Origin of the sequence: Mesorhizobium sp. GbtcB19 (assembly GCF_019091085.1) — a bacterium.
In the GTDB taxonomy this organism is placed as follows: Bacteria; Pseudomonadota; Alphaproteobacteria; order Rhizobiales; family Rhizobiaceae; genus Mesorhizobium.
On the sequence record NZ_JAGXJY010000003.1, the window covers coordinates 16721 to 35612 of the forward strand.

Consider the following 18892-nt stretch of genomic DNA (forward strand, 5'->3'; position numbering starts at 1 on the left):
ACATGATTTGGAAGGGTAGAAATATGATCTCCGCTTCGACGAAACGCAGCACGCTGGCGGCCATTCTGTTGCTTGCAGCGGCGATGCCCGCCTACGCTCATGTCGGCGTCGGCACGACCTCGTCCTTCGCCGCCGGTTTCGCGCATCCGCTGTCCGGCGTCGACCATATGGCGGTCATGCTCGCTGTCGGCCTGTGGGCAGCGATGAAGGGCGGCAAGGCGGTCTGGGCCTGGCCGCTTGCCTTCTTCGGCGTGATGCTGGCCGGCGGTTGGCTCGGCATGCTGCATGTGCCGGTGCCTTTCGTCGAGCCGGCCATCCTCGCTTCCGTCGTGGCGCTCGGCCTTCTGGTGGCGCTGGCCATCGACCTGCCGGTCTCGGCCGGTGTCGCCATCATCGGCCTGTTCGCGCTGTTTCACGGTCATGCGCATGGCACGGAGGTGCCCGAAAATGCCGGCGGGCTGGAATACATCGCAGGCTTTGCGGCCGCCACGGCGCTGCTCCACGGCACCGGCATTGCGGCCGGTCTCGGCCTTGGCCTGCGCTACCCCGGCCTGGCGCGCGCCGCCGGCGCGGCTTGCGCGGCGGTCGGCGTCGGCCTTGCCTTCGGCGTTTTGTGAGGGTGTGCGATGATCCCCGGCGAAGTCATCCCGGCCAAGGGCGAGATCGAACTCAACACGGGCCGGCCGACCGTCACGCTCAAGGTCGCCAACAGCGGCGACCGTCCGGTCCAGGTCGGCAGCCACTATCACTTCTTCGAGACCAATGAGGGCCTGAAATTCGACCGCGAACGCGCGCGCGGCATGCGGCTCGACATTGCCGCCGGCACCGCCATGCGCTTCGAGCCGGGGCAGGAGCGCGATGTCACGCTGGTGCCGCTGGGCGGCAAGCGCGAGGTCTATGGCTTTCAGCAGAAGGTGATGGGCAAGCTGTGACGTCCGCCGCTGTGCTCAACTCATTTCGGCGGCTTGGCGGCGGCGTAGATGACGATCTTGCCGGGATTGTCGAACTCGACCGCAAGCACGTCCTCGGCGAGCACGCGCCGCGAATCGATCGCATTGAAGAGCAGGGCATTCGCCTCGATCTCCTGGCGCAGTTCGGCGACATCATCCTTATGCTGTTTCACCTTGTTCTCGATGGCCGGCGGCGGCCCGCCTTCGCTGCGCGCCGCGTCGGTCAGGAACACGATATCGACCGTGTCGAGTTTGGTGGTCTTGCGCACCGTGCCGATGTTTTCGCGGGTGCGGTCGATGGCCGTGATGATTTTTCCGGCCTCGGTTTTCGAGGAGGTCTCTTCCTGCCGGATGTTCGAATCGACAATGACCGAGACGGGCTTGTCATTGGTCAGAGGCTGCGCCGCGAAGGCGGCCTGTGGCGTGGCCAGAACAAGCGCGGCAACGACCGCCGGCATGTATCTTTCGAGGCGAGGGGCATTCGCCATCGCTCGCTCCTGACTGAACTCGTGACGGGGCGAAAGAAGGCAAACGGTCCCGCCTGGCCTCAGGTTCCCTGCAAAAGCTGGCCGGCGGACCGCGAGGCGGCCCGCCCTGGCGCGCAATCAGCTCGCCTTTTTGGTGATCAGTGTCAGCGCGCCATTGGGCTGCATGCTGGCGGCGATTACCTGCGCCGAGCTGACGCCTTTGGCTTCGAGCGCGGATTTCACCTTGGGCGTCGCGTCGATCGACTTGCGCAAGGTCTGCAGGCCGGCATCGCCGCGCTGCGCCACGATCTGGTTGACCTGCGTCTGCGCGTCCTTGGGCAGCTCGGTGATGTCGACGATGCTGACGCTTTGGATCGCCGGCACCGCGGGCTGGGTCTTTGGTGCGGCGGGCGCCGCCGGGCTGGGCTGCGGCGTCGGCTGCTGCTGGGCGCTGGCAGCGCCCGCCATCATCAGGGTGGCGGCTGCGGCGAGAAAAATCGTTTTGCGCATGGATATTCCTTCCATCATCAATTTGGCCATCGGTTTGGCAAACGGTCGTTTTGGGCTGACTCGCGCACCTCAACCGCCAAATGGGCGCGCAAGGTGTCGCCGAGCGGGTCATTGCGTGACCATTGGATGGCGACAATGTGCAGCCCGCGCTCCAACAACCGTATTTTTGGCAACCTGAATTCCAGGAGCAATCGCTGATGGCCAGGATAACCCGCGCTTCCTATGCGCAGATGTATGGCCCGACGGTCGGCGACAAGGTGCGGCTCGCCGACACCGAATTGTTCATCGAGGTCGAGAAGGACCTCACCGTTTACGGCGAGGAAGTCAAATTCGGCGGCGGCAAGGTCATCCGCGACGGCATGGGCCAGAGCCAGGTCACGCGGGCGGGCGGCGCCGTCGATACCGTCATCACCAATGCGCTTGTCGTCGACGCGCTGGCCGGCATCCTCAAGGCCGATATCGGCTTGAAGGACGGCCGCATCGCCGCGGTCGGCAAGGCCGGCAATCCCGATACGCAGGACGGCGTCACCATCATCATCGGTCCCGGCACCGAGATCATCGCCGGCGAGGGCAAGATACTCACGGCCGGCGGCTTCGACGCGCATATCCATTTCATCTGCCCGCAGCAGATCGAGGAAGCGCTGATGAGCGGCATCACCACGATGCTGGGCGGCGGCACCGGCCCTGCCCACGGCACTTTAGCCACCACCTGCACGCCCGGCCCATGGCACATGGCGCGCATGATCCAGTCCTTCGACGCCTTCCCGATGAATATCGGCTTGTCCGGCAAGGGCAATGCCTCGCGCCCGGCGGCGCTCGAGGAGATGGTGCTGGCCGGCGCCTGCTCGCTGAAGCTGCATGAGGACTGGGGAACGACACCCGCCGCGATCGACTGCTGCCTGTCGGTCGCCGATGATTACGACGTGCAGGTGATGATCCACACCGATACGCTGAACGAATCCGGCTTCGTCGAGAACACCGTGGCGGCGATCAAAGGCCGGACCATCCACGCCTTCCACACCGAAGGCGCCGGCGGCGGCCACGCGCCCGACATCATCAAGGTCTGCGGCCTGCCCAACGTCATCCCGTCCTCGACCAATCCGACCAGGCCTTATACGGTCAACACGCTGGCCGAGCATCTCGACATGCTGATGGTGTGCCACCATCTGTCGCCGTCGATCCCCGAGGACATCGCCTTCGCCGAGAGCCGCATCCGCAAGGAGACGATCGCGGCGGAGGACATCCTGCACGACATCGGCGCCTTCTCGATCATCTCGTCCGACAGCCAGGCCATGGGCCGTGTCGGCGAAGTGGCGATCCGCTGCTGGCAGACCGCCGACAAGATGAAGCGCCAGCGCGGATCGCTGCCGCAGGAAACCGGCGACAACGACAATTTCCGTGTCCGCCGCTACATCGCGAAGTACACGATCAACCCGGCTATCGCGCACGGCCTGTCGAAGGAGATCGGCTCGATAACGGCCGGCAAACGCGCCGATCTGGTGCTGTGGAACCCGGCCTTCTTCGGGGTGAAACCCGAAATGGTGCTTGTCGGCGGCTCGATCGCCGCGGCACCCATGGGCGACCCGAACGCCTCGATCCCGACGCCGCAGCCGATGCATTACCGGCCGATGTTCGGTGCCTATGGCAAGGCGCTGACCAACTCATCGGTGACCTTTGTCTCCAAGGCCGCCTTCGATGCCGGCCTGCAGGGCAGGCTGGGCGTCGACAAGGCGATGATCGCGGTCGAGAACACCCGCGGCGGCATCGGCAAGCATTCCATGGTGCTCAACGACGCCACGCCGCATGTCGAGGTCGATCCCGAAACCTACGAAGTGCGCGCCGACGGCGAGCTGTTGACCTGCGAGCCGGCGACGGTGCTGCCGATGGCGCAGCGGTATTTCCTGTTTTGATGCCAAATCGCAGGGTTGGCACAGCTGCGATTGGCTTGAGATCGAAAACAGCGCATTATGTGATCATGAACAAGATCCAGATACAGCGCCGGCATAAGTCTACGCCCTACGAGACCGACTATGCTCAGTGGTGCGCCGAGCAGGGCGCACTATTGCGTGAAGGTCGTCTCTCCGACCTCGATCGCGAGAATCTTGCTGAGGAGATCGAGAGCTTGGGGCGGAGCGACAAAAGGGAAATTGCGAGCAGGTTGGGCACCTTGCTCCAGCATTTGCTCAAATGGGAATTTCAGCCTGAAAGACGCAAGACCGGATGGTTGGCGACGATCCACGAACAGCGATTTCGGATCGCAAATCTGCTCGACGAGAGTCCTAGCCTGAAAGCCTATCCAGGAAAACAACTTGGTCAGGAATTCAGAATAGCGAAGTTGAAAGCGGCCGATGAGACCGGTCTGAGAGAGCGGGATTTTCCCGTCGATTGCCCGTACACGATCAGCCAAATTCTCGATCATGATTTTTTCCCTGGCATTCCTTGGTCGTCGGACAAACTTATTCGCGAATGAAACATCCCCTTGGATTGGCCTCTTGGCTGGCCTCACAGCATCGAGAGCCCTGTTAGTTGGCCATGCCCACCGAAATAGCCTCGCCGCACGATATCTTCCCGCATATTCGCATCGTCATGGGCATGGTGATCGGTCTTGGCGTCACCCGGCTGCTTTCGGGAACCGCCCGCATCGTCCAGCATCCCGGCCAGTACCGGATCTATGCAGTGCATCTCGCCTGGGTCGCCTCGGTGCTGTTGATGCTGGTGCATTTCTGGTGGTGGGAGTTCGGGCTCTACGCCATCGAGAACTGGACCTTCGGCAAATATCTTTTCATCATCTTCTACGCCATCACGCTGTTTTTGATGTGCGCGCTGCTGTTCCCGGATTCGATGCTCGACTACACCAGCTACGAGGACTATTTCTACTCGCGCCGCGCCTGGTTCTTCGGCCTTCTCGCGGCAACCTATCTGCTCGACGTCATCGACACGCTGCTCAAAGGTCCGGAGCATTTCGCCCGCTTCGGCAACGAATATCTGTTTCGCACCCCGGTCTTCGTCGCGCTTTGCCTTGTCGCGATCCTGGTGCGCGACAAACGCTTCCACATCGCCTTCGTTGCGGCCGCGCTCATCTATCAGATATCCTTCATCCTCCGGCTCTTCGACACCATCGTCTGACCGCCGGGGATGGTCTAGAGTTGCCGCAAATGCAGGGTCAAACCATGTACAAGGCCGTCGGATCGCGTGGCTCCCGCGTCAGCCGGGTGCTCTGGATGCTCGAGGAGCTCGGGCAGCCCTACGAGTTCGTCGAGGTCAAGCTGCGCTCGCCGGAAGCCTATGCGCTGAACCCCTCCGGCAAGGTGCCGATCCTGATCGACGGCGATATAGAAGTCACGGATTCGGCGGCGATCTGCGTCTATCTGGCGGACAAGCATGCCGACAAAGGCATGGGCGCCAATCCCGGCCTTGCCGGCCGCGCCGAGATGGATTCCTGGATGCATTTCGCCCAGAGCGAGCTGGAAGCGCCGCTGTGGAACAAGCTGCGCCACCGCTTCCTGTTGCCCAAGGAAGTGCGGGTCGATGTCGGCCCGGCTGCCTTCTATGATTTCGCCTCCGAAGTGAAGGCCTTGGATCGGCGGCTCGGCGACAGGCCCTATGCACTGGGCGACCGGTTCTCCGCTGTCGACGTGCTGCTCGGCGACATGGGGGCGTGGGCTCGCGCCGGGCGATTCCCGATCGAGTCCGATCGGGTGAATACTTATTTCGACCGTGTCCTTCAGCGCCCCGCACGTTCCAGGGCACAAGCCAATGGCGGATCCATGAAATGAAGCTCAACATCACCACCGACTTCACCAAGTTCCCGCGCGCCGTTTCGGTTCTTCCCGCCGGTGAAGCCGGACCGGCGGCGCCCTATGACAAGGCCGTGTTGCCGCATGACGAGCGGCATCTGCGCCGCCGCGCCATCGAGACGGCAGCCGGTGACAAGGTGCTGGTCGACCTGCCCGAGCCGGTGGCCTTGGCTGATGGCGACCGGCTGGTGCTGGAGGATGGCCGCCAGCTCGAAATCGTCGCCGCGCCGGAGGAGGTCTACGATATCCGCGCCCGCGATGCCGTTCACCTCGCCGAGCTCGCCTGGCACATCGGCAACCGCCATCTCGCGGCGGCGATCGAGGCCGACCGCATCCTCATCCTGCGCGACCATGTCATCAAGGCTATGCTGGAAGGCCTCGGCGCCACCGTGAACGAGGTCTCGCAACCGTTCAGTCCCGTGCGCGGCGCCTATTCCGGCCACGATCACGGCCATTCGCATGACCACCATGGCCATGACCACGATCATGACCACGAACACCACGGCCATGATAATCACGATCATGACCATTCGCACGACCATCACCACCACGACCATGGTCACCACCATCACCATGACTGAGCAGGCTTCCAGCGTCGCGTTGCTGCGCCTGATGGCCTGGCTGTCGCCGGCCTTTCCGGTCGGCGGCTTTTCCTACAGCCACGGCCTCGAACGCGCCGTGCAGGACGGGCTGATCGCCAACCGCCAGGATCTCGCCGGCTGGCTGGGGACGCTGGTCGAAATCGGCTCCGGCTGGAACGACGCCGTGCTCTTCGCCGAAAGCTGGCGCCGCGCGCGTGACGGCGGCGATCTCAGCGAGATTGCCGCGCTGGCCGAGGCGCTCGCCGGTTCGCAGGAACGTCATCTCGAAACCATGCTGCAAGGCACGGCCTTTCTCCAGGCTGCGTCCGCCTGGCCGTCTCCGGTGCTGCAACATTTGCCGGCCGATTGCCCCTATTGCGTCGCCGTCGGCGCCGTTGCCGGCAGCGGCGGCATCCGCCTTCCAGATGCGCTGTCCGCCTTCCTGCAGGCTTTCTTCTCCAACCTCGTGCAGGCGGCGATCAGGCTCGGCGTCGTTGGTCAAACCGACGCCGTCGCATTGTTAGCCGGCTTCGAGCCCTTGGCCATTGCCACGGCTGCCCGCGCCGCGGCGTCGACGCTCGACGATCTCGGCGGCGCGGCCTTCATGTCCGACATAGCGGCGATGCGGCACGAAACACAATATTCGCGGCTGTTCCGCTCATGACCATCCTCGCCGTCATCCTCTCCTTGGTCCTGCTGCTGATCACCTCGCTGCATGTCTATTGGGGCATAGGCGGCATCTGGCCGGGCACGGATCAGGCATCCTGTGCCCGCGCCGTCGTCGGCTTTCGCGGCGTGGACGAGATGCCGTCGGCATTCGCGAGCTTCGCCGTCGCAGCCTGCCTGGTTTTGGCGACGCTCTGGCCGCTGGCGCTCGCCGGCGTCTTTGCCACGCCCTTTCCAAGGGAAGGCCTTGCCGCCACGGCGCTGATGATCGGTCTCGTCTTTCTCGGACGCGGCATTGCCGGCTTCACGCCCTGGTGGCGCCGGCTCGCCTCCGAACAGCCTTTCGCGCGGCTCGACCAGCGCCTCTATTCGCCGCTCTGCCTGCTGATCGGGCTGGGCTTTGCAGTTCTCGCTATCTCGGAGTTTCCGGCATGACGTCGAAAAACGGCCCTCTTCGCATCGGCATTGGCGGTCCGGTCGGCTCGGGCAAGACGACGCTCACCGAAAAGCTCTGCAAGGCGCTGCGTGACGATTTCTCCATCGCCGTCGTCACCAACGACATCTACACCAAGGAAGATGCGATGATGCTCGCGCGGCTACAGGCATTGCCCGAGGAGCGCATCGTCGGCGTCGAGACCGGCGGCTGCCCGCACACGGCCATCCGCGAGGACGCCTCGATCAATCTGCGGGCGATCGCCGAGCTGAACAAGAAATTCCCCGACCTCGACATCATCTTCATCGAGTCCGGCGGCGACAATCTCGCCGCCACCTTCTCGCCCGACCTTGCCGATCTGACCCTTTATGTCATCTCGGTCTGCCAGGGCGAGGAGATCCCGCGCAAGGGCGGCCCGGCTATCACCCGTTCCGATTTCCTCATCATCAACAAGAGCGATCTGGCGCCCTATGTGAACGTCAATCTGGACGTCATGGAGAGCGATGCCGGCCGCATGCGCGGCAAACGCCCCTTCGGCTTCACCGATCTGTCGCGCGGCAAGGGCCTCAAGGAGGTCATCGACTTCATCGTAGAGCATGGCGGCCTGCAGTCGGCGCGCCCGGCGGCTTGATCCGCTGACCTACCAGTTTGCGGTTGCTGGCAGCCGTTCAGCGCGGCATTGTCTCGCAAACAGGAGGATTTTCGATGAGCCTTGCCCGCCTGCACAAGGAACCGCTGAGCAACCTGCCCTATTATGAGGAGCGGGTCGACCTCGCCGCCGCTTTCCGCTGGACGGCGCGGCTCAACATGCATGAGGCGGTGGCCAACCACTTCTCGCTGTCGGTCAACGAGGACGGCACGAAATTCCTGATGAACCCGAACCAGGTGCATTTCTCGCGCATCAAGGCCAGCGACCTGCTTCTGATCGACGCCAACGATCCCGAAACACTGTCAGGCCCCAACGCGCCCGATCCGACGGCCTGGGGCTTGCACGGCGCCATTCATCGCAACGTACCGCATGCGCGCTGCGCCATGCATGTCCATTCGATCCATGCCACGGTGCTCGCCTCGCTGGCCGACTCGACCTTGCCGCCGGTCGATCAGAACTCCGCCATGTTCTTCAACCGCCACGTCGTCGATGCCAATTACGGCGGGCTGGCCTTCGAGGAAGAGGGTGAGCGCTGCTCGCAGCTTCTGACCGACCCCAAGGTCAAGGTGATGGTCATGGGCAATCACGGCGTCATGGTCATCGGGGACAGTGTCGCCGACACCTTCAACCGCATGTTCTATTTCGAGCGCGCCGCCGAGACCTACATCAAGGCGCTGTGGACCGGCCGGCCGCTGCGCACGCTCTCCGACGAGATCGCCGAGAAGACCGCACGCGAGATGGATGACTACCCCGGCCAGGCCGAGCGCCATCTCGCCGAGCTGAAGGCGATCCTCGACGAGGAAGAGCCGGTTTATCGGAATTGATCTTTCTCCCTTCTCCCCGTTCACGGGGAGAAGGTGGTCCGAAGGACCGGATGAGGGGCAGCGCTGACGCTCGCTGATTAAAGCCCCAACTGCGCCCGCAACTCCTCAGCGCTGTTGATCACGATCGCGCCCGGCGGTCCCGCCATCGGTGCTTCCGGCCAGAAGATCGTCTTCATGCCCGCCGCCAGCCCGGCCATGGCGCCGGTCACGCTGTCGTCGACCGCGACCGCATCCGCCGGGTCGACCCCGGCCAGATAGGCAGCGCGCAGGAAGGGCTCGGGAAGCGGCTTGCCGTCGATCACGTCGTTGCGGCTGACCGTCAGCATGCCGGGATAGGTGAGGCCGACCGCGTTGAGATTGGCGTCGACGATCAGCCGGTCGGAATTCGACACCACGGCTTGCTCGACGCCCAGCGCCCGCAATTCGTTGAACACTTCGATCGCGCCGGGACGCGGCTTCAGCGTCTCGGCCATCGGCAAATAGTGATCGTATTTGCGCACGATCCAGTCGTCGAACGGCAGCGACAGGCCGAACTGGTCGCGCAGCATCTCATAGACCGGCCAGGCGGCGATACCCAGCACCCGCTCATGCAGGTCGTGCGGCGGGGCGATACCGACGCTGCGCAAGGCCGCCGCAAGTGCCGCCTCATGCAGCGGCTCGCTGTCGACCAGCGTTCCGTCCATATCCCAGAAAACGGCTTTCGGCGTCATGCGCGGCTCCCTTCGCCGATCCCCTTAAAGCATGTCTCCCGAAAGTGGAAACCGGTTTCGGGACAAAGACATGCGCAAAATAAAAAACTAAAGCGCAGGGAGCGAATCTGAAAGATTCGCGACGCGCTTTAGTACGTTTCGCCGTCGAGATAAACCGCCCAGCCGCAAATGCTTGACGCCAGCGACGAGCGACCCCTCGGCTGCGGGTGACGCCAGCAAACATTTGCTCTTTTGACAGACAATTGCGCGCTAAAATATTCGATGTAAGCTATAGCGCCCTTGCCGGCATGGCAGGCGCTGGGAGGCAGGACGTGAATTCGCGACAGGAAACCGGCAACACCAGGTTGGACGACGCCGCGCGCGCCGGCTGGCTTTATTATGTTGCCGGCAACACACAGGACCAGATCGCCGCCAAGCTCGGCATCTCCAGGCAGACGGCGCAGCGGCTGGTGTCGCTCGCCATGTCGGAGGGCCTGATCAAGGTGCGGGTCGATCATCCGATCGCCAACTGCCTCGACCTCGCCGCGCGGCTGCGATCGCGCTTCGCGCTCGACCTCGTCGAAGTGGTGCCGAGCGATCCGACGTCGAGCTCGACGACGATCGGCATCGCCGAAGCGGCGGCGGCCGAGATCGAACGCCGGCTGCGCTCTGAAGCCCCCATCGTCATGGCGATCGGCACCGGGCGCACGCTGAAGGCGGCGATCGAGCAGCTGCCGCCGATGGAATGCCCGCAGCACAAGGTGGTGTCCTTGACCGGCAACATCTCGCCCGACGGCTCGGCCGCCTTCTACAACGTCATTTTCACCATGGCCGACCGCGTCAAGGCGCGGTCCTTCCCGATGCCGCTGCCGGTCATCGCCTCCTCGCCGGAAGAGCGCGACATGCTGCTCAAACAGCCGATGATCCAGCCGACCCTGGCGCTGGCCGCCGAGGCCGACGTCACCTTCATCGGTATCGGCGATCTCGGCCCGAAGGCGCCGCTCTATGAGGACGGCTTCATCTCGGAAAGCGAATTGAAAGCGCTGCAAAAGGCGGGCGGCATCGCCGAGATCGTCGGCTGGGTGTTCGATCGTGAAGGCCGCATGATCGAAGGCATCACCAACGATCGCGTCTCGTCCGCCGCCTTGCCGTCGCGAGAGAGGTCGCTGGTCATCGCCTTGGCCATGGGCGAGCGCAAGCTGCCGGGCATCCTGGCGGCGGTCAACCGCCGGCTGGTCAACGGCCTCATCACCGATGAACGCACGGCCGCGGCGCTGCTTGCAGGCTGATTGCCGATAAAAATGGGCCGCCTATTGGGAGGGCCCGCGCGGATCGTTGCCGTCGAGGAAACCCATGTCGCGCTGCAGATGCGGCGACAGCTCCCGAACATCGACATAGCCGCGCCGCCGTCGGGCAAGCCGTGAAAATTCGCGCGCCAGCAGGGAAAACCAGCCTTGCGCCGAGATGGAAACGAGCTTTTCCTGTACCGTGGTCATGATCGTCAGCCTTCATCATGCTTGAACTGGATTGATCGTCGACCCCAAATATCGGGTTGGCGGCTTGCCGCTTCCAATTAAACCTCGATCATGACCCATAAGGAGGTTTTATGCCCGATCTGAGCTCCCCACAGCTTGCGCCGTTGCCGCCGCTGCAGGCAATCCGGGTGTTCGAGGCGGTGGCAAGGCACCTGTCCTTCACCAAGGCGGCGCAGGAACTGGGCATGACCCAGGCGGCGGCGAGCTACCAGATCAAGGTGCTCGAGGAGCGCATCGGCGCGCCGCTGTTCCTGCGGCGTCCGAAGCAGATCGAATTGACCGAGCCCGGCCAGCGCCTGGCGCCCGCCGTCAGCGAGGCTTTCGCCATCCTGGGGCAGGCCTATGCCGCGGCGCGCGGCGGCGCCGACGGCCTGCTCTGCGTCACCACGGTGCTGACCTTCGCCTCGAACTGGCTGGCGCAGCATCTGGGCTCGTTTCAGCTTGCCCATCCCGCGCTTGCCGTGCGGCTCGACACGTCGAGCCGCCTCACCGATTTCGCGCGCGAGGATGTCGATCTCGCCATCCGCTCCGGCGGCGGCAAGTGGCCGGGCCTGGAGTCGCACAAACTGCTCGACGCCGATTTCACGCCGATGCTGAGCCCGAAGCTTGCGGCGAGCATCGGCGGCGTCAACGAGCCGGCGGACCTGTTGCGCCTGCCGATCCTCGATCCCGGCGACATCTGGTGGTCGCAATGGTTCGAGGCCGCCGGTGTCGCCGGGCACGACCTCGCCAAGCGGCCCGGCTCCAGCATGGGCGCGCAGGCCTATGAGGCGAACGCGGCGATGGCCGGCCACGGCGTGGCGATCCTGACCAGGGCGCTGTTCAAGAACGAGATCGCCGACGGCCGCCTGGTCCAGCCTTTCGATCTCGTGGGTGATGACGGCCACGCCTATTGGCTGGTCTATCCGACGGCGCGCCGCAACGTGCCGAAGATCCGCGCCTTCCGCGACTGGATCCTGGCTGAGATCGCTTGCCCATAGGCTGACCGCCTCTAGCTACTTCCCTGAGGATGCCGACCGGCCTCGCCGGATTGGCTCACGTTGCGTCATTTCTGCTGCGCTGCAGCATCGATTCCGCCTTGACATAAATCACGACAAGTGAGTAATTGCTCAGAGCCAAGGCAAATGCTCAACTTGGTTTATGGGAGGAATTTGATGAAACTTCGCACGCTCACCCTGGGCCTGTTGTCGGCCAGCGCCCTTGCTTTCGCCGCGCATGCCGAATCCATCACCATCGCCACCGTCAACAACGGCGATATGGTCCGCATGCAGAAGCTGACGGACGACTTCACCAAGGCTAACCCCGACATCCAGCTCAACTGGGTCACGCTTGAAGAGAACGTGCTGCGCGAGCGCGTCACCACCGACATCGCCACCAAGGGTGGCCAGTACGACGTCATGACCATCGGCACCTACGAGGTTCCGATCTGGGCCAAGCAGAGCTGGCTCCTGCCGCTCGACAAGCTCGGTGACGACTACGACGTGAAGGACATCATCCCGGCCATCGCCGGCGGTCTTTCGGTCGACGGCAAGCTCTATGCCGCGCCCTTCTACGGCGAAAGCTCCTTCGTCATGTACCGCAAGGACCTGATGGAGAAGGCGGGCTTGAAGATGCCCGACGCCCCGACCTGGGAGTTCATCAAGCAGGCCGCCGACAAGATGACCGACCGCGCCAACGGCGTGAACGGCGTCTGCCTTCGCGGCAAGGCCGGCTGGGGCGAGAACATGGCTTTCCTCACCGCCATGTCGAATTCCTTCGGCGCCCGCTGGTTCGATGAGAACTGGAAGCCGCAGTTCGACCAGCCCGAGTGGAAGAAGACGCTGCAGTTCTATGTCGACCTGATGAAGGCCGACGGTCCGGAAGGCGCTTCCTCCAACGGCTTCAACGAGAACCTGGCGCTGTTCCAGCAGGGCAAGTGCGGCATGTGGATCGACGCCACCGTTGCGGCTTCCTTCGTCTCTGATCCGAAGGCCTCGAAGGTCGCCGACAAGGTCGGTTATGCGCTGGCGCCCGACACCGGCCTCGGCAAGCGCGGCAACTGGCTGTGGGCCTGGTCGCTAGCGGTCCCCGCCGGCACCAAGAAGGCCGATGCCGCCGAGAAGTTCGTCTCCTGGGCAACCAGCAAGCACTATGCCGAGCTGGTCGCTTCGAAGGAAGGCTGGGCCAATGTTCCTCCGGGCACGCGCTCCTCGCTCTACGCCAATGCGGACTACCAGAAGGCAGCGCCCTTCGCGAAGATGACGCTGGACTCCATCAACGCCGCCGATCCGACGCATCCGACCGTCAAGCCGGTGCCCTATGTCGGCGTGCAGTTCGTCGCCATTCCTGAATTCCAGGGCCTCGGCACCACCGTCGGCCAGCTCTTCTCGGCGGCCCTCGCCGGCCAGTCGAGCGTCGACGATGCGCTGAAGCAGGCCCAGGACGCAGCCACCGCGGCGATGACCGAAGGCGGCTACATCAAGTAAGGCTCCTCCCGGTGCCGAATGCCGGTCGCGCATCATGACCGGCAGGTGGCCGCCCGAAACCCAGTTCGGGCGGCCACTTTTCAAAACCGGGAAAATTCTGGCACAACTCTGAAAATCCGGCTGACCTTGGGAGGGTGACCGTCATGGCTACTCAGCAAACCCGTTCGCTTGCCCGTTTCATGATGGCGCCATCGGTGGTTCTGCTGTTCATCTGGATGATCGTGCCGCTCGTCTTCACGATCTACTTTTCGCTCCTGCAGTACAATCCACTGAACCCGATCCGCGACGGCTTCGTCTGGTTCGCCAACTACAAGCTCTTCTACTCCAATCCGGCGTTCTTCGCCGCCATCCTCAACACGCTCACCATCGTGGTCAGCGTACTGGTCATCACCGTGGTTGGCGGCATCCTTTTGGCGATGCTGCTCGATCAGCCGATCTGGGGCCAGGGCATCGTGCGCATCCTGGTCATCTCGCCGTTCTTCGTCATGCCGCCGGTCGCGGCCCTGGTCTGGAAGAACATGATCATGCACCCGCAATACGGCGTCTTCGCCGACATTGCGCGGTTCTTCGGCGCCGAGCCGATCGACTGGTTCGGGCAGCATCCGCTGACCGCCATCATCCTCATCGTCGCCTGGCAGTGGCTGCCTTTCGCCACGCTGATCCTGCTGACTTCGTTGCAGTCGCTCGACGGCGAGCAAAAGGAAGCGGCGGAAATGGATGGCGCCGGCTTCCTCAGCCGCTTCATCTACCTGACGCTGCCGCATATGTCGCGCGCAATCACCGTCGTCATCCTGATCCAGACGATCTTCCTGCTCTCGGTCTATGCCGAGATCCTGGTCACCACCAATGGCGGCCCCGGCTATGCCTCCACCAACCTGCCTTTCCTCGTCTACCAGAAGGCGCTGCTGGAGTTCAAAATCGGCCAGGCGTCCGCCGGTGGCGTGATCGCCGTCATTCTCGCCAACATCGTTGCCTTCTTCGCCATGCGCGCCGTCGGCAAGAACCTCGATAAATAGGGAGGAAAAGATGGCACGCGCAGTCACCACCCAGCACAAGACCATCGCCACGGCCGCAGCCTGGATCGTCGCCCTGCTGATCTTCTTTCCGATCCTTTACACGATCATCACCTCGTTCAAGTCGGAGCAGGAGGCGATCCAGGGCTTCGCCTTGATCCCGTCCGGTACCATGGAAAGCTATGCCGAAGTGCAGGCGCAGAGCGGCTATTTCAAGTTCTTCCTGAACTCGGTGATCCTGTCGGTCGGCTCAACGCTGCTCGCCATCCTGATCGCGGTTCCGGCGGCCTGGTCGATGGCCTTCTCGCCGACCAAGCGCACCAAGGACATCCTGATGTGGATGCTCTCCACCAAGATGATGCCGGCCGTCGCGGTGCTGTTTCCGATCTACCTGATCTTCCGCGATAGCGGCCTGCTCGACAGCCGCATCGGTCTCACCGTGATGCTGATGCTGATCAACCTGCCGATCGTGGTCTGGATGCTCTACACCTATTTCCGCGAGATCCCGGGCGAGATCCTGGAAGCGGCGCGCATGGACGGCGCCTCGCTGTGGAACGAGATCATCTATGTGCTCACGCCGATGGCCGTTCCAGGCATCGCCTCGACCATGCTGCTCAACATCATCCTGGCCTGGAACGAGGCGTTCTGGACCATCCGGCTCACCACCACCAACGCCGCGCCGCTCACCGCCTTCATCAGCTCCTTCTCCAGCCCGCAAGGCCTGTTCTGGGCCAAGCTCTCGGCGGCCTCGACGCTGGCGATCGCGCCGATCCTGATCATGGGCTGGTTCAGCCAGAAGCAGCTGGTGCGCGGCCTTACCTTTGGCGCCGTGAAGTAAGAGCGCCCAAGCGGCGGACGACGAAGACTATCCCCGGGAGGAAACCATGGGAAATATCACGCTCAAGAACGTCTCAAAGTCCTTCGGGTCGACGACGATCATTCCGAACATCGACCTCAATATCGAGGATGGCGAGTTCGTGGTGTTCGTCGGCCCGTCGGGTTGCGGCAAGTCCACGCTGCTCAGGCTGATCGCCGGGCTCGAGGACACCAGCGGCGGCACCATCAGCATCGATGGCCGCGACGTCACCCGCGAGGCGCCGGCCAAGCGCAAGCTTGCCATGGTGTTCCAGTCCTACGCGCTTTATCCGCATATGACGGTCGCCAAGAACATCGCCTTCCCGTTGAAGATGGCCGGCGAGGACCAGGCGACCATCGACAAGAAGGTGAAGGACGCCGCGCGCGTGCTGAACCTCACCAACTATCTGGAGCGCCGTCCTGGCCAGCTCTCGGGCGGCCAGCGCCAGCGCGTCGCCATCGGCCGCGCCATCGTGCGCCAGCCTTCGGCCTTCCTGTTCGACGAGCCGCTCTCCAACCTCGACGCGGCACTTCGCGGCACCATGCGCCTGGAGATCAGCGAGCTGCACCATCAGCTGAAGACGACGATGATCTACGTCACGCACGACCAGGTCGAAGCCATGACCATGGCCGACAAGATCGTCGTGCTCAACGCCGGCAACATCGAGCAGGTCGGCTCGCCGATGGAGCTCTACAAGACGCCGAAGAACCTCTTCGTCGCCGGCTTCATCGGCTCGCCCAAGATGAACATGATCGAAGGCGCGCCGGCGGAGAAATACGGCGCCAAGACCATCGGCATCCGGCCCGAGCATCTCAACATCTCGACCTCGGCCGGCGACTGGAAGGCGACGGTCGGCGTTGCCGAGCATCTCGGCTCCGACACTTTCCTGCATGTCCAGGCGGACGGCATCGGCACCGTCAATGTCCGCGCCGACGGTGAGGTCGCGGTAAAGCACGGCGACACCGTCTACCTGACCCCCGACAAGACCAAGCTGCATCGCTTCAGCGCCGACGGCAAGGCGCTGGCCCAGTGAGGACGGGACAGTGAGGTTGAAAGGCAAATCGGCGCTGATCACCGGATCGGCGCGCGGCATCGGCAGGGCCTTCGCCGAAGCCTATGCGCGCGAGGGTGCGACGGTGGCGATTGCCGATATCGACCTGGACGCGGCTGAAGCGACGGCGAAAGCGATCGGTTCGGCCGCTTACGCGCTCCGGCTCGACGTCACCGACCAGTCCTCGATCGAGGCGGCGGTGAAGGCGGTCGAGGCAAGGGCCGGCGGTCTCGACATCCTGGTCAACAACGCCGCGATCTTCGACCTGGCGCCGATCGTCGAAATAACCAAAGCGAGCTTCGAAAAGCTGTTTTCCGTCAATGTCGCCGGCACGCTGTTCATGCTGCAGGCGGCCGCCCGCTCGATGATCGCGCGGGGCAAGGGTGGCAGGATCATCAACATGGCGAGCCAGGCCGGCCGCCGCGGCGAGCCGCTGGTCGCGGTCTATTGCGCCACCAAGGCCGCCGTGATCTCGCTCACCCAGTCGGCGGGGCTCGATCTGATCAAGCATCGCATCAACGTCAACGGCATCGCGCCGGGTGTCGTCGACAGCGACATGTGGGACCAGGTCGACGCGCTGTTCGCCAAATATGAGAACCGCCCGAAAGGCGAGAAGAAGCGGCTGGTCGGCGAAGGCGTTCCCTATGGCCGCATGGGCAAGCCGGAAGACCTCGCCGGCATGGCGGTTTTCCTTGCCAGCGACGAGGCCGAATACATTGTCGCCCAGACCTACAATGTCGATGGCGGGCAATGGATGAGTTGAACGGTTGAGGGGGAAGGCGCTTCTCTCTTTCCTCCGGAGAAGACGCCATGGGGCAGGTGAGGGGCAGCAAGCTGGAACACCGGATGCTGCCCCTCATCCTCGCTCTCCCAAGGAGGCGGAACAGTCGGGCTGCAGATCGGCCAAAGGGTAAACTGAGATGACCGTGAAACTCTCTTCCTCGAACCTCGCCAAGCTGCCGGCCAAGGTCGCCGGTCCGAAATACGATCGCTCCGCTCTCAAGGCCGGCATCGTCCATTTCGGCGTCGGCAATTTCCACCGCTCGCACCAGGCCGTCTATCTCGACGATCTGTTCGGCGCCGGCGAGGGGCATGATTGGGCGCTGATCGGCGCCGGCGTGTTCGAGGGCGAGAAGATCGGTCGCTCCAAGCTGCAGGAACAGGACTGGCTGACCACCGTCGTCGAACAGGACAAGGGTCATATGAGCGCCCGGGTCACCGGCGCCATGATCGATTTCCTGACGCCTGGCGATGCCGCCGCGATCATCGATCAACTGGCCGATCCGGCTATCAAGATCGTCTCGCTGACCATCACCGAAGGCGGCTATTTCATCGACCCGGCCTCCGGCAAATTCAACCCGGCCCATCCCGACATCGTCGCCGACGCGCAACCGGGCGCGGCGCCGAAAACCGTGTTCGGCATCATCCTCGCCGGCCTGTTGCGCCGCCGCGCCGACGGCATCGTGCCGTTCACCGTCATGTCCTGCGACAACATCCCCCATAACGGCCACGTCACCTCCGACGGCGTCATCGGCCTGGCCCGGCTGATCGACGAAGACCTGGCAACATGGGTGGAGGACAAGGTCGCGTTCCCGAACGGCATGGTCGACCGCATCACGCCGGCGACCACCGACCGCGAGCGAAAAATCCTCGCCGACGATTTCGGGCTGGAGGACAATTGGCCGGTTTTCTGCGAGCCGTTCAAGCAATGGGTGCTGGAGGATCATTTCACCGCCGGCCGCCCGGCGCTGGAAAAGGTCGGCGTGCAGTTCGTCAAGGACGTCTCGCCTTACGAGCTGATGAAGATACGCATCCTCAATGGCGGTCACGCCACAATAGCCTATCCGGCCGGGCTGATGGACATCCACTTCGTCCATGAAGGCATGCAGGAACCGCTGGTGCGCGCCTTCCTGTCGAAGCTCGAGCATGACGAGATCATCCCGACCGTGCCGCCGGTGCCGAACACCGATCTGGAAGATTACTACCAGCTCATCGAGCGCCGCTTTTCCAATCCCAAGATCGGCGACACCATCCGCCGGTTGTGCCTTGACGGTTCCAACCGCCAGCCGAAATTCATCATCCCGACCATCGCCGACCGGCTGAAGGCGGGCAAGGGCGTCGCCGGCCTCGCGCTGGAATCGGCCTTGTGGTGCCGCTACTGCTTCGGCACCACCGACAGCGGCGCCGTCATCGAGCCGAACGACCCGAGCTGGGACCGCATGCAGGCCACCGCGAAAGCGGCGAAAGGCGATCCGAGGGCCTGGCTGGCGATGGAGGATATCTATGGCGATGTCGGCCGCTCGCGCGTCTTCGCCGAAGCCTTTGCCCACGCTTTGAAGGTTCTGTGGGCGAACGGCGCGCGCGAAACCCTGACGCGCTATCTCGCCGGCAAGCTCTAAGGCCCAC

Annotated in this window: 23 protein-coding genes; 19 read left to right on the top strand and 4 right to left on the bottom strand. The window is 63.7% G+C overall.

The window, feature by feature from the left end; translation table 11 throughout:
* The first annotated feature begins 23 nt into the window (after nt 1-23).
* The gene (locus tag KVT37_RS06895; protein WP_217570989.1) at nt 24-617 is read left to right on the top strand and encodes a HupE/UreJ family protein; all 594 of its coding nucleotides are present in this window, start codon (nt 24-26) and stop codon (nt 615-617) included.
* A gap of 9 nt (nt 618-626) precedes the next feature.
* Nucleotides 627-932 carry an urease subunit beta gene (locus KVT37_RS06900; protein WP_217570991.1) on the top strand — a complete coding sequence of 102 codons (306 nt, stop codon included), beginning with the start codon at nt 627-629 and terminating at the stop codon, nt 930-932.
* Nucleotides 933-952: 20 nt separating this feature from the next.
* On the opposite strand, the gene KVT37_RS06905 is transcribed toward KVT37_RS06900, so the two are convergent.
* Entirely contained in the window at nt 953-1438 is a 486-nt protein-coding gene (locus tag KVT37_RS06905; protein WP_217570993.1) for a hypothetical protein, read from the bottom strand.
* A gap of 117 nt (nt 1439-1555) precedes the next feature.
* Nucleotides 1556-1927: a hypothetical protein gene (locus KVT37_RS06910; RefSeq protein WP_217570995.1), complete on the bottom strand. Its 372-nt coding sequence runs from the start codon at nt 1925-1927 to the stop codon at nt 1556-1558.
* 194 nt (nt 1928-2121) lie between these two features.
* Here KVT37_RS06910 and ureC point away from each other — a divergent pair, with 194 nt between their 5' ends.
* The 9 genes from ureC to KVT37_RS06955 all read left to right on the top strand — a co-directional run bounded on the left by ureC (nt 2122) and on the right by KVT37_RS06955 (nt 8877).
* Nucleotides 2122-3837, top strand: coding sequence for an urease subunit alpha (ureC, locus tag KVT37_RS06915; RefSeq protein WP_217571837.1), 1716 nt, complete (start codon nt 2122-2124; stop codon nt 3835-3837).
* A gap of 65 nt (nt 3838-3902) precedes the next feature.
* Nucleotides 3903-4397, top strand: a complete 495-nt coding sequence (locus KVT37_RS06920) for a DUF29 domain-containing protein (protein ID WP_217570997.1) — start codon at nt 3903-3905, stop codon at nt 4395-4397.
* 62 nt (nt 4398-4459) lie between these two features.
* Complete coding sequence (locus KVT37_RS06925) at nt 4460-5053, top strand: hypothetical protein (RefSeq protein ID WP_217571000.1); 594 nt, start codon at nt 4460-4462, stop codon at nt 5051-5053.
* Between the two features lie 44 nt (nt 5054-5097).
* Nucleotides 5098-5703, top strand: coding sequence for a glutathione S-transferase family protein (locus KVT37_RS06930; RefSeq protein ID WP_217571001.1), 606 nt, complete (start codon nt 5098-5100; stop codon nt 5701-5703).
* Nucleotides 5700-6305: an urease accessory protein UreE gene (locus KVT37_RS06935; RefSeq protein WP_217571003.1), complete on the top strand. Its 606-nt coding sequence runs from the start codon at nt 5700-5702 to the stop codon at nt 6303-6305. Before KVT37_RS06930 ends, KVT37_RS06935 begins: the two co-directional genes overlap by 4 nt.
* The gene (locus KVT37_RS06940; RefSeq protein WP_217571839.1) at nt 6298-6969 is read left to right on the top strand and encodes an urease accessory protein UreF; all 672 of its coding nucleotides are present in this window, start codon (nt 6298-6300) and stop codon (nt 6967-6969) included. The genes KVT37_RS06935 and KVT37_RS06940 overlap by 8 nt, the downstream gene beginning before the upstream one ends.
* The gene (locus tag KVT37_RS06945; RefSeq protein WP_217571005.1) at nt 6966-7406 is read left to right on the top strand and encodes a DUF3995 domain-containing protein; all 441 of its coding nucleotides are present in this window, start codon (nt 6966-6968) and stop codon (nt 7404-7406) included. Before KVT37_RS06940 ends, KVT37_RS06945 begins: the two co-directional genes overlap by 4 nt.
* Nucleotides 7403-8035 (top strand): urease accessory protein UreG, encoded by a 633-nt coding sequence (gene ureG / locus KVT37_RS06950; protein WP_217571007.1) that lies wholly within the window; start codon nt 7403-7405, stop codon nt 8033-8035. Before KVT37_RS06945 ends, ureG begins: the two co-directional genes overlap by 4 nt.
* Nucleotides 8036-8109: 74 nt before the next feature.
* The gene (locus tag KVT37_RS06955) at nt 8110-8877 is read left to right on the top strand and encodes a class II aldolase and adducin N-terminal domain-containing protein (protein WP_127226684.1); all 768 of its coding nucleotides are present in this window, start codon (nt 8110-8112) and stop codon (nt 8875-8877) included.
* Nucleotides 8878-8954: 77 nt separating this feature from the next.
* Here the strand turns inward: KVT37_RS06955 and KVT37_RS06960 are convergent, their stop codons facing one another.
* Nucleotides 8955-9587: an HAD family phosphatase gene (locus KVT37_RS06960; RefSeq protein ID WP_217571009.1), complete on the bottom strand. Its 633-nt coding sequence runs from the start codon at nt 9585-9587 to the stop codon at nt 8955-8957.
* A gap of 311 nt (nt 9588-9898) precedes the next feature.
* Here KVT37_RS06960 and KVT37_RS06965 point away from each other — a divergent pair, with 311 nt between their 5' ends.
* Nucleotides 9899-10855, top strand: coding sequence for a sugar-binding transcriptional regulator (locus KVT37_RS06965; RefSeq protein WP_217571011.1), 957 nt, complete (start codon nt 9899-9901; stop codon nt 10853-10855).
* A gap of 21 nt (nt 10856-10876) precedes the next feature.
* Here the strand turns inward: KVT37_RS06965 and KVT37_RS06970 are convergent, their stop codons facing one another.
* Nucleotides 10877-11062, bottom strand: a complete 186-nt coding sequence (locus KVT37_RS06970) for a hypothetical protein (RefSeq protein WP_217571013.1) — start codon at nt 11060-11062, stop codon at nt 10877-10879.
* Nucleotides 11063-11172: 110 nt separating this feature from the next.
* On the opposite strand from KVT37_RS06970, the gene KVT37_RS06975 reads away from it, so the two are divergent.
* From KVT37_RS06975 to KVT37_RS07005, 7 genes are all read left to right on the top strand, one after another.
* A complete protein-coding gene (locus tag KVT37_RS06975; protein ID WP_217571015.1) occupies nt 11173-12081 on the top strand; it encodes a LysR substrate-binding domain-containing protein in 909 nt (302 codons plus the stop codon).
* A 174-nt stretch (nt 12082-12255) separates the two neighbouring features.
* Entirely contained in the window at nt 12256-13566 is a 1311-nt protein-coding gene (locus tag KVT37_RS06980; RefSeq protein WP_217571017.1) for a sugar ABC transporter substrate-binding protein, read from the top strand.
* A 143-nt stretch (nt 13567-13709) separates the two neighbouring features.
* Nucleotides 13710-14582, top strand: a complete 873-nt coding sequence (locus KVT37_RS06985; RefSeq protein WP_127866725.1) for a carbohydrate ABC transporter permease — start codon at nt 13710-13712, stop codon at nt 14580-14582.
* A gap of 10 nt (nt 14583-14592) precedes the next feature.
* The gene (locus KVT37_RS06990; protein WP_217571019.1) at nt 14593-15417 is read left to right on the top strand and encodes a carbohydrate ABC transporter permease; all 825 of its coding nucleotides are present in this window, start codon (nt 14593-14595) and stop codon (nt 15415-15417) included.
* 46 nt (nt 15418-15463) lie between these two features.
* On the top strand, nt 15464-16468 hold the full coding sequence (locus KVT37_RS06995) for an ABC transporter ATP-binding protein (protein ID WP_217571021.1): 1005 nt from the start codon (nt 15464-15466) through the stop codon (nt 16466-16468).
* 10 nt (nt 16469-16478) lie between these two features.
* Nucleotides 16479-17249 carry an L-iditol 2-dehydrogenase gene (locus KVT37_RS07000; protein ID WP_217571023.1) on the top strand — a complete coding sequence of 257 codons (771 nt, stop codon included), beginning with the start codon at nt 16479-16481 and terminating at the stop codon, nt 17247-17249.
* A 157-nt stretch (nt 17250-17406) separates the two neighbouring features.
* A complete protein-coding gene (locus KVT37_RS07005; protein ID WP_217571025.1) occupies nt 17407-18885 on the top strand; it encodes a mannitol dehydrogenase family protein in 1479 nt (492 codons plus the stop codon).
* The last annotated feature ends 7 nt before the right edge of the window (nt 18886-18892 follow it).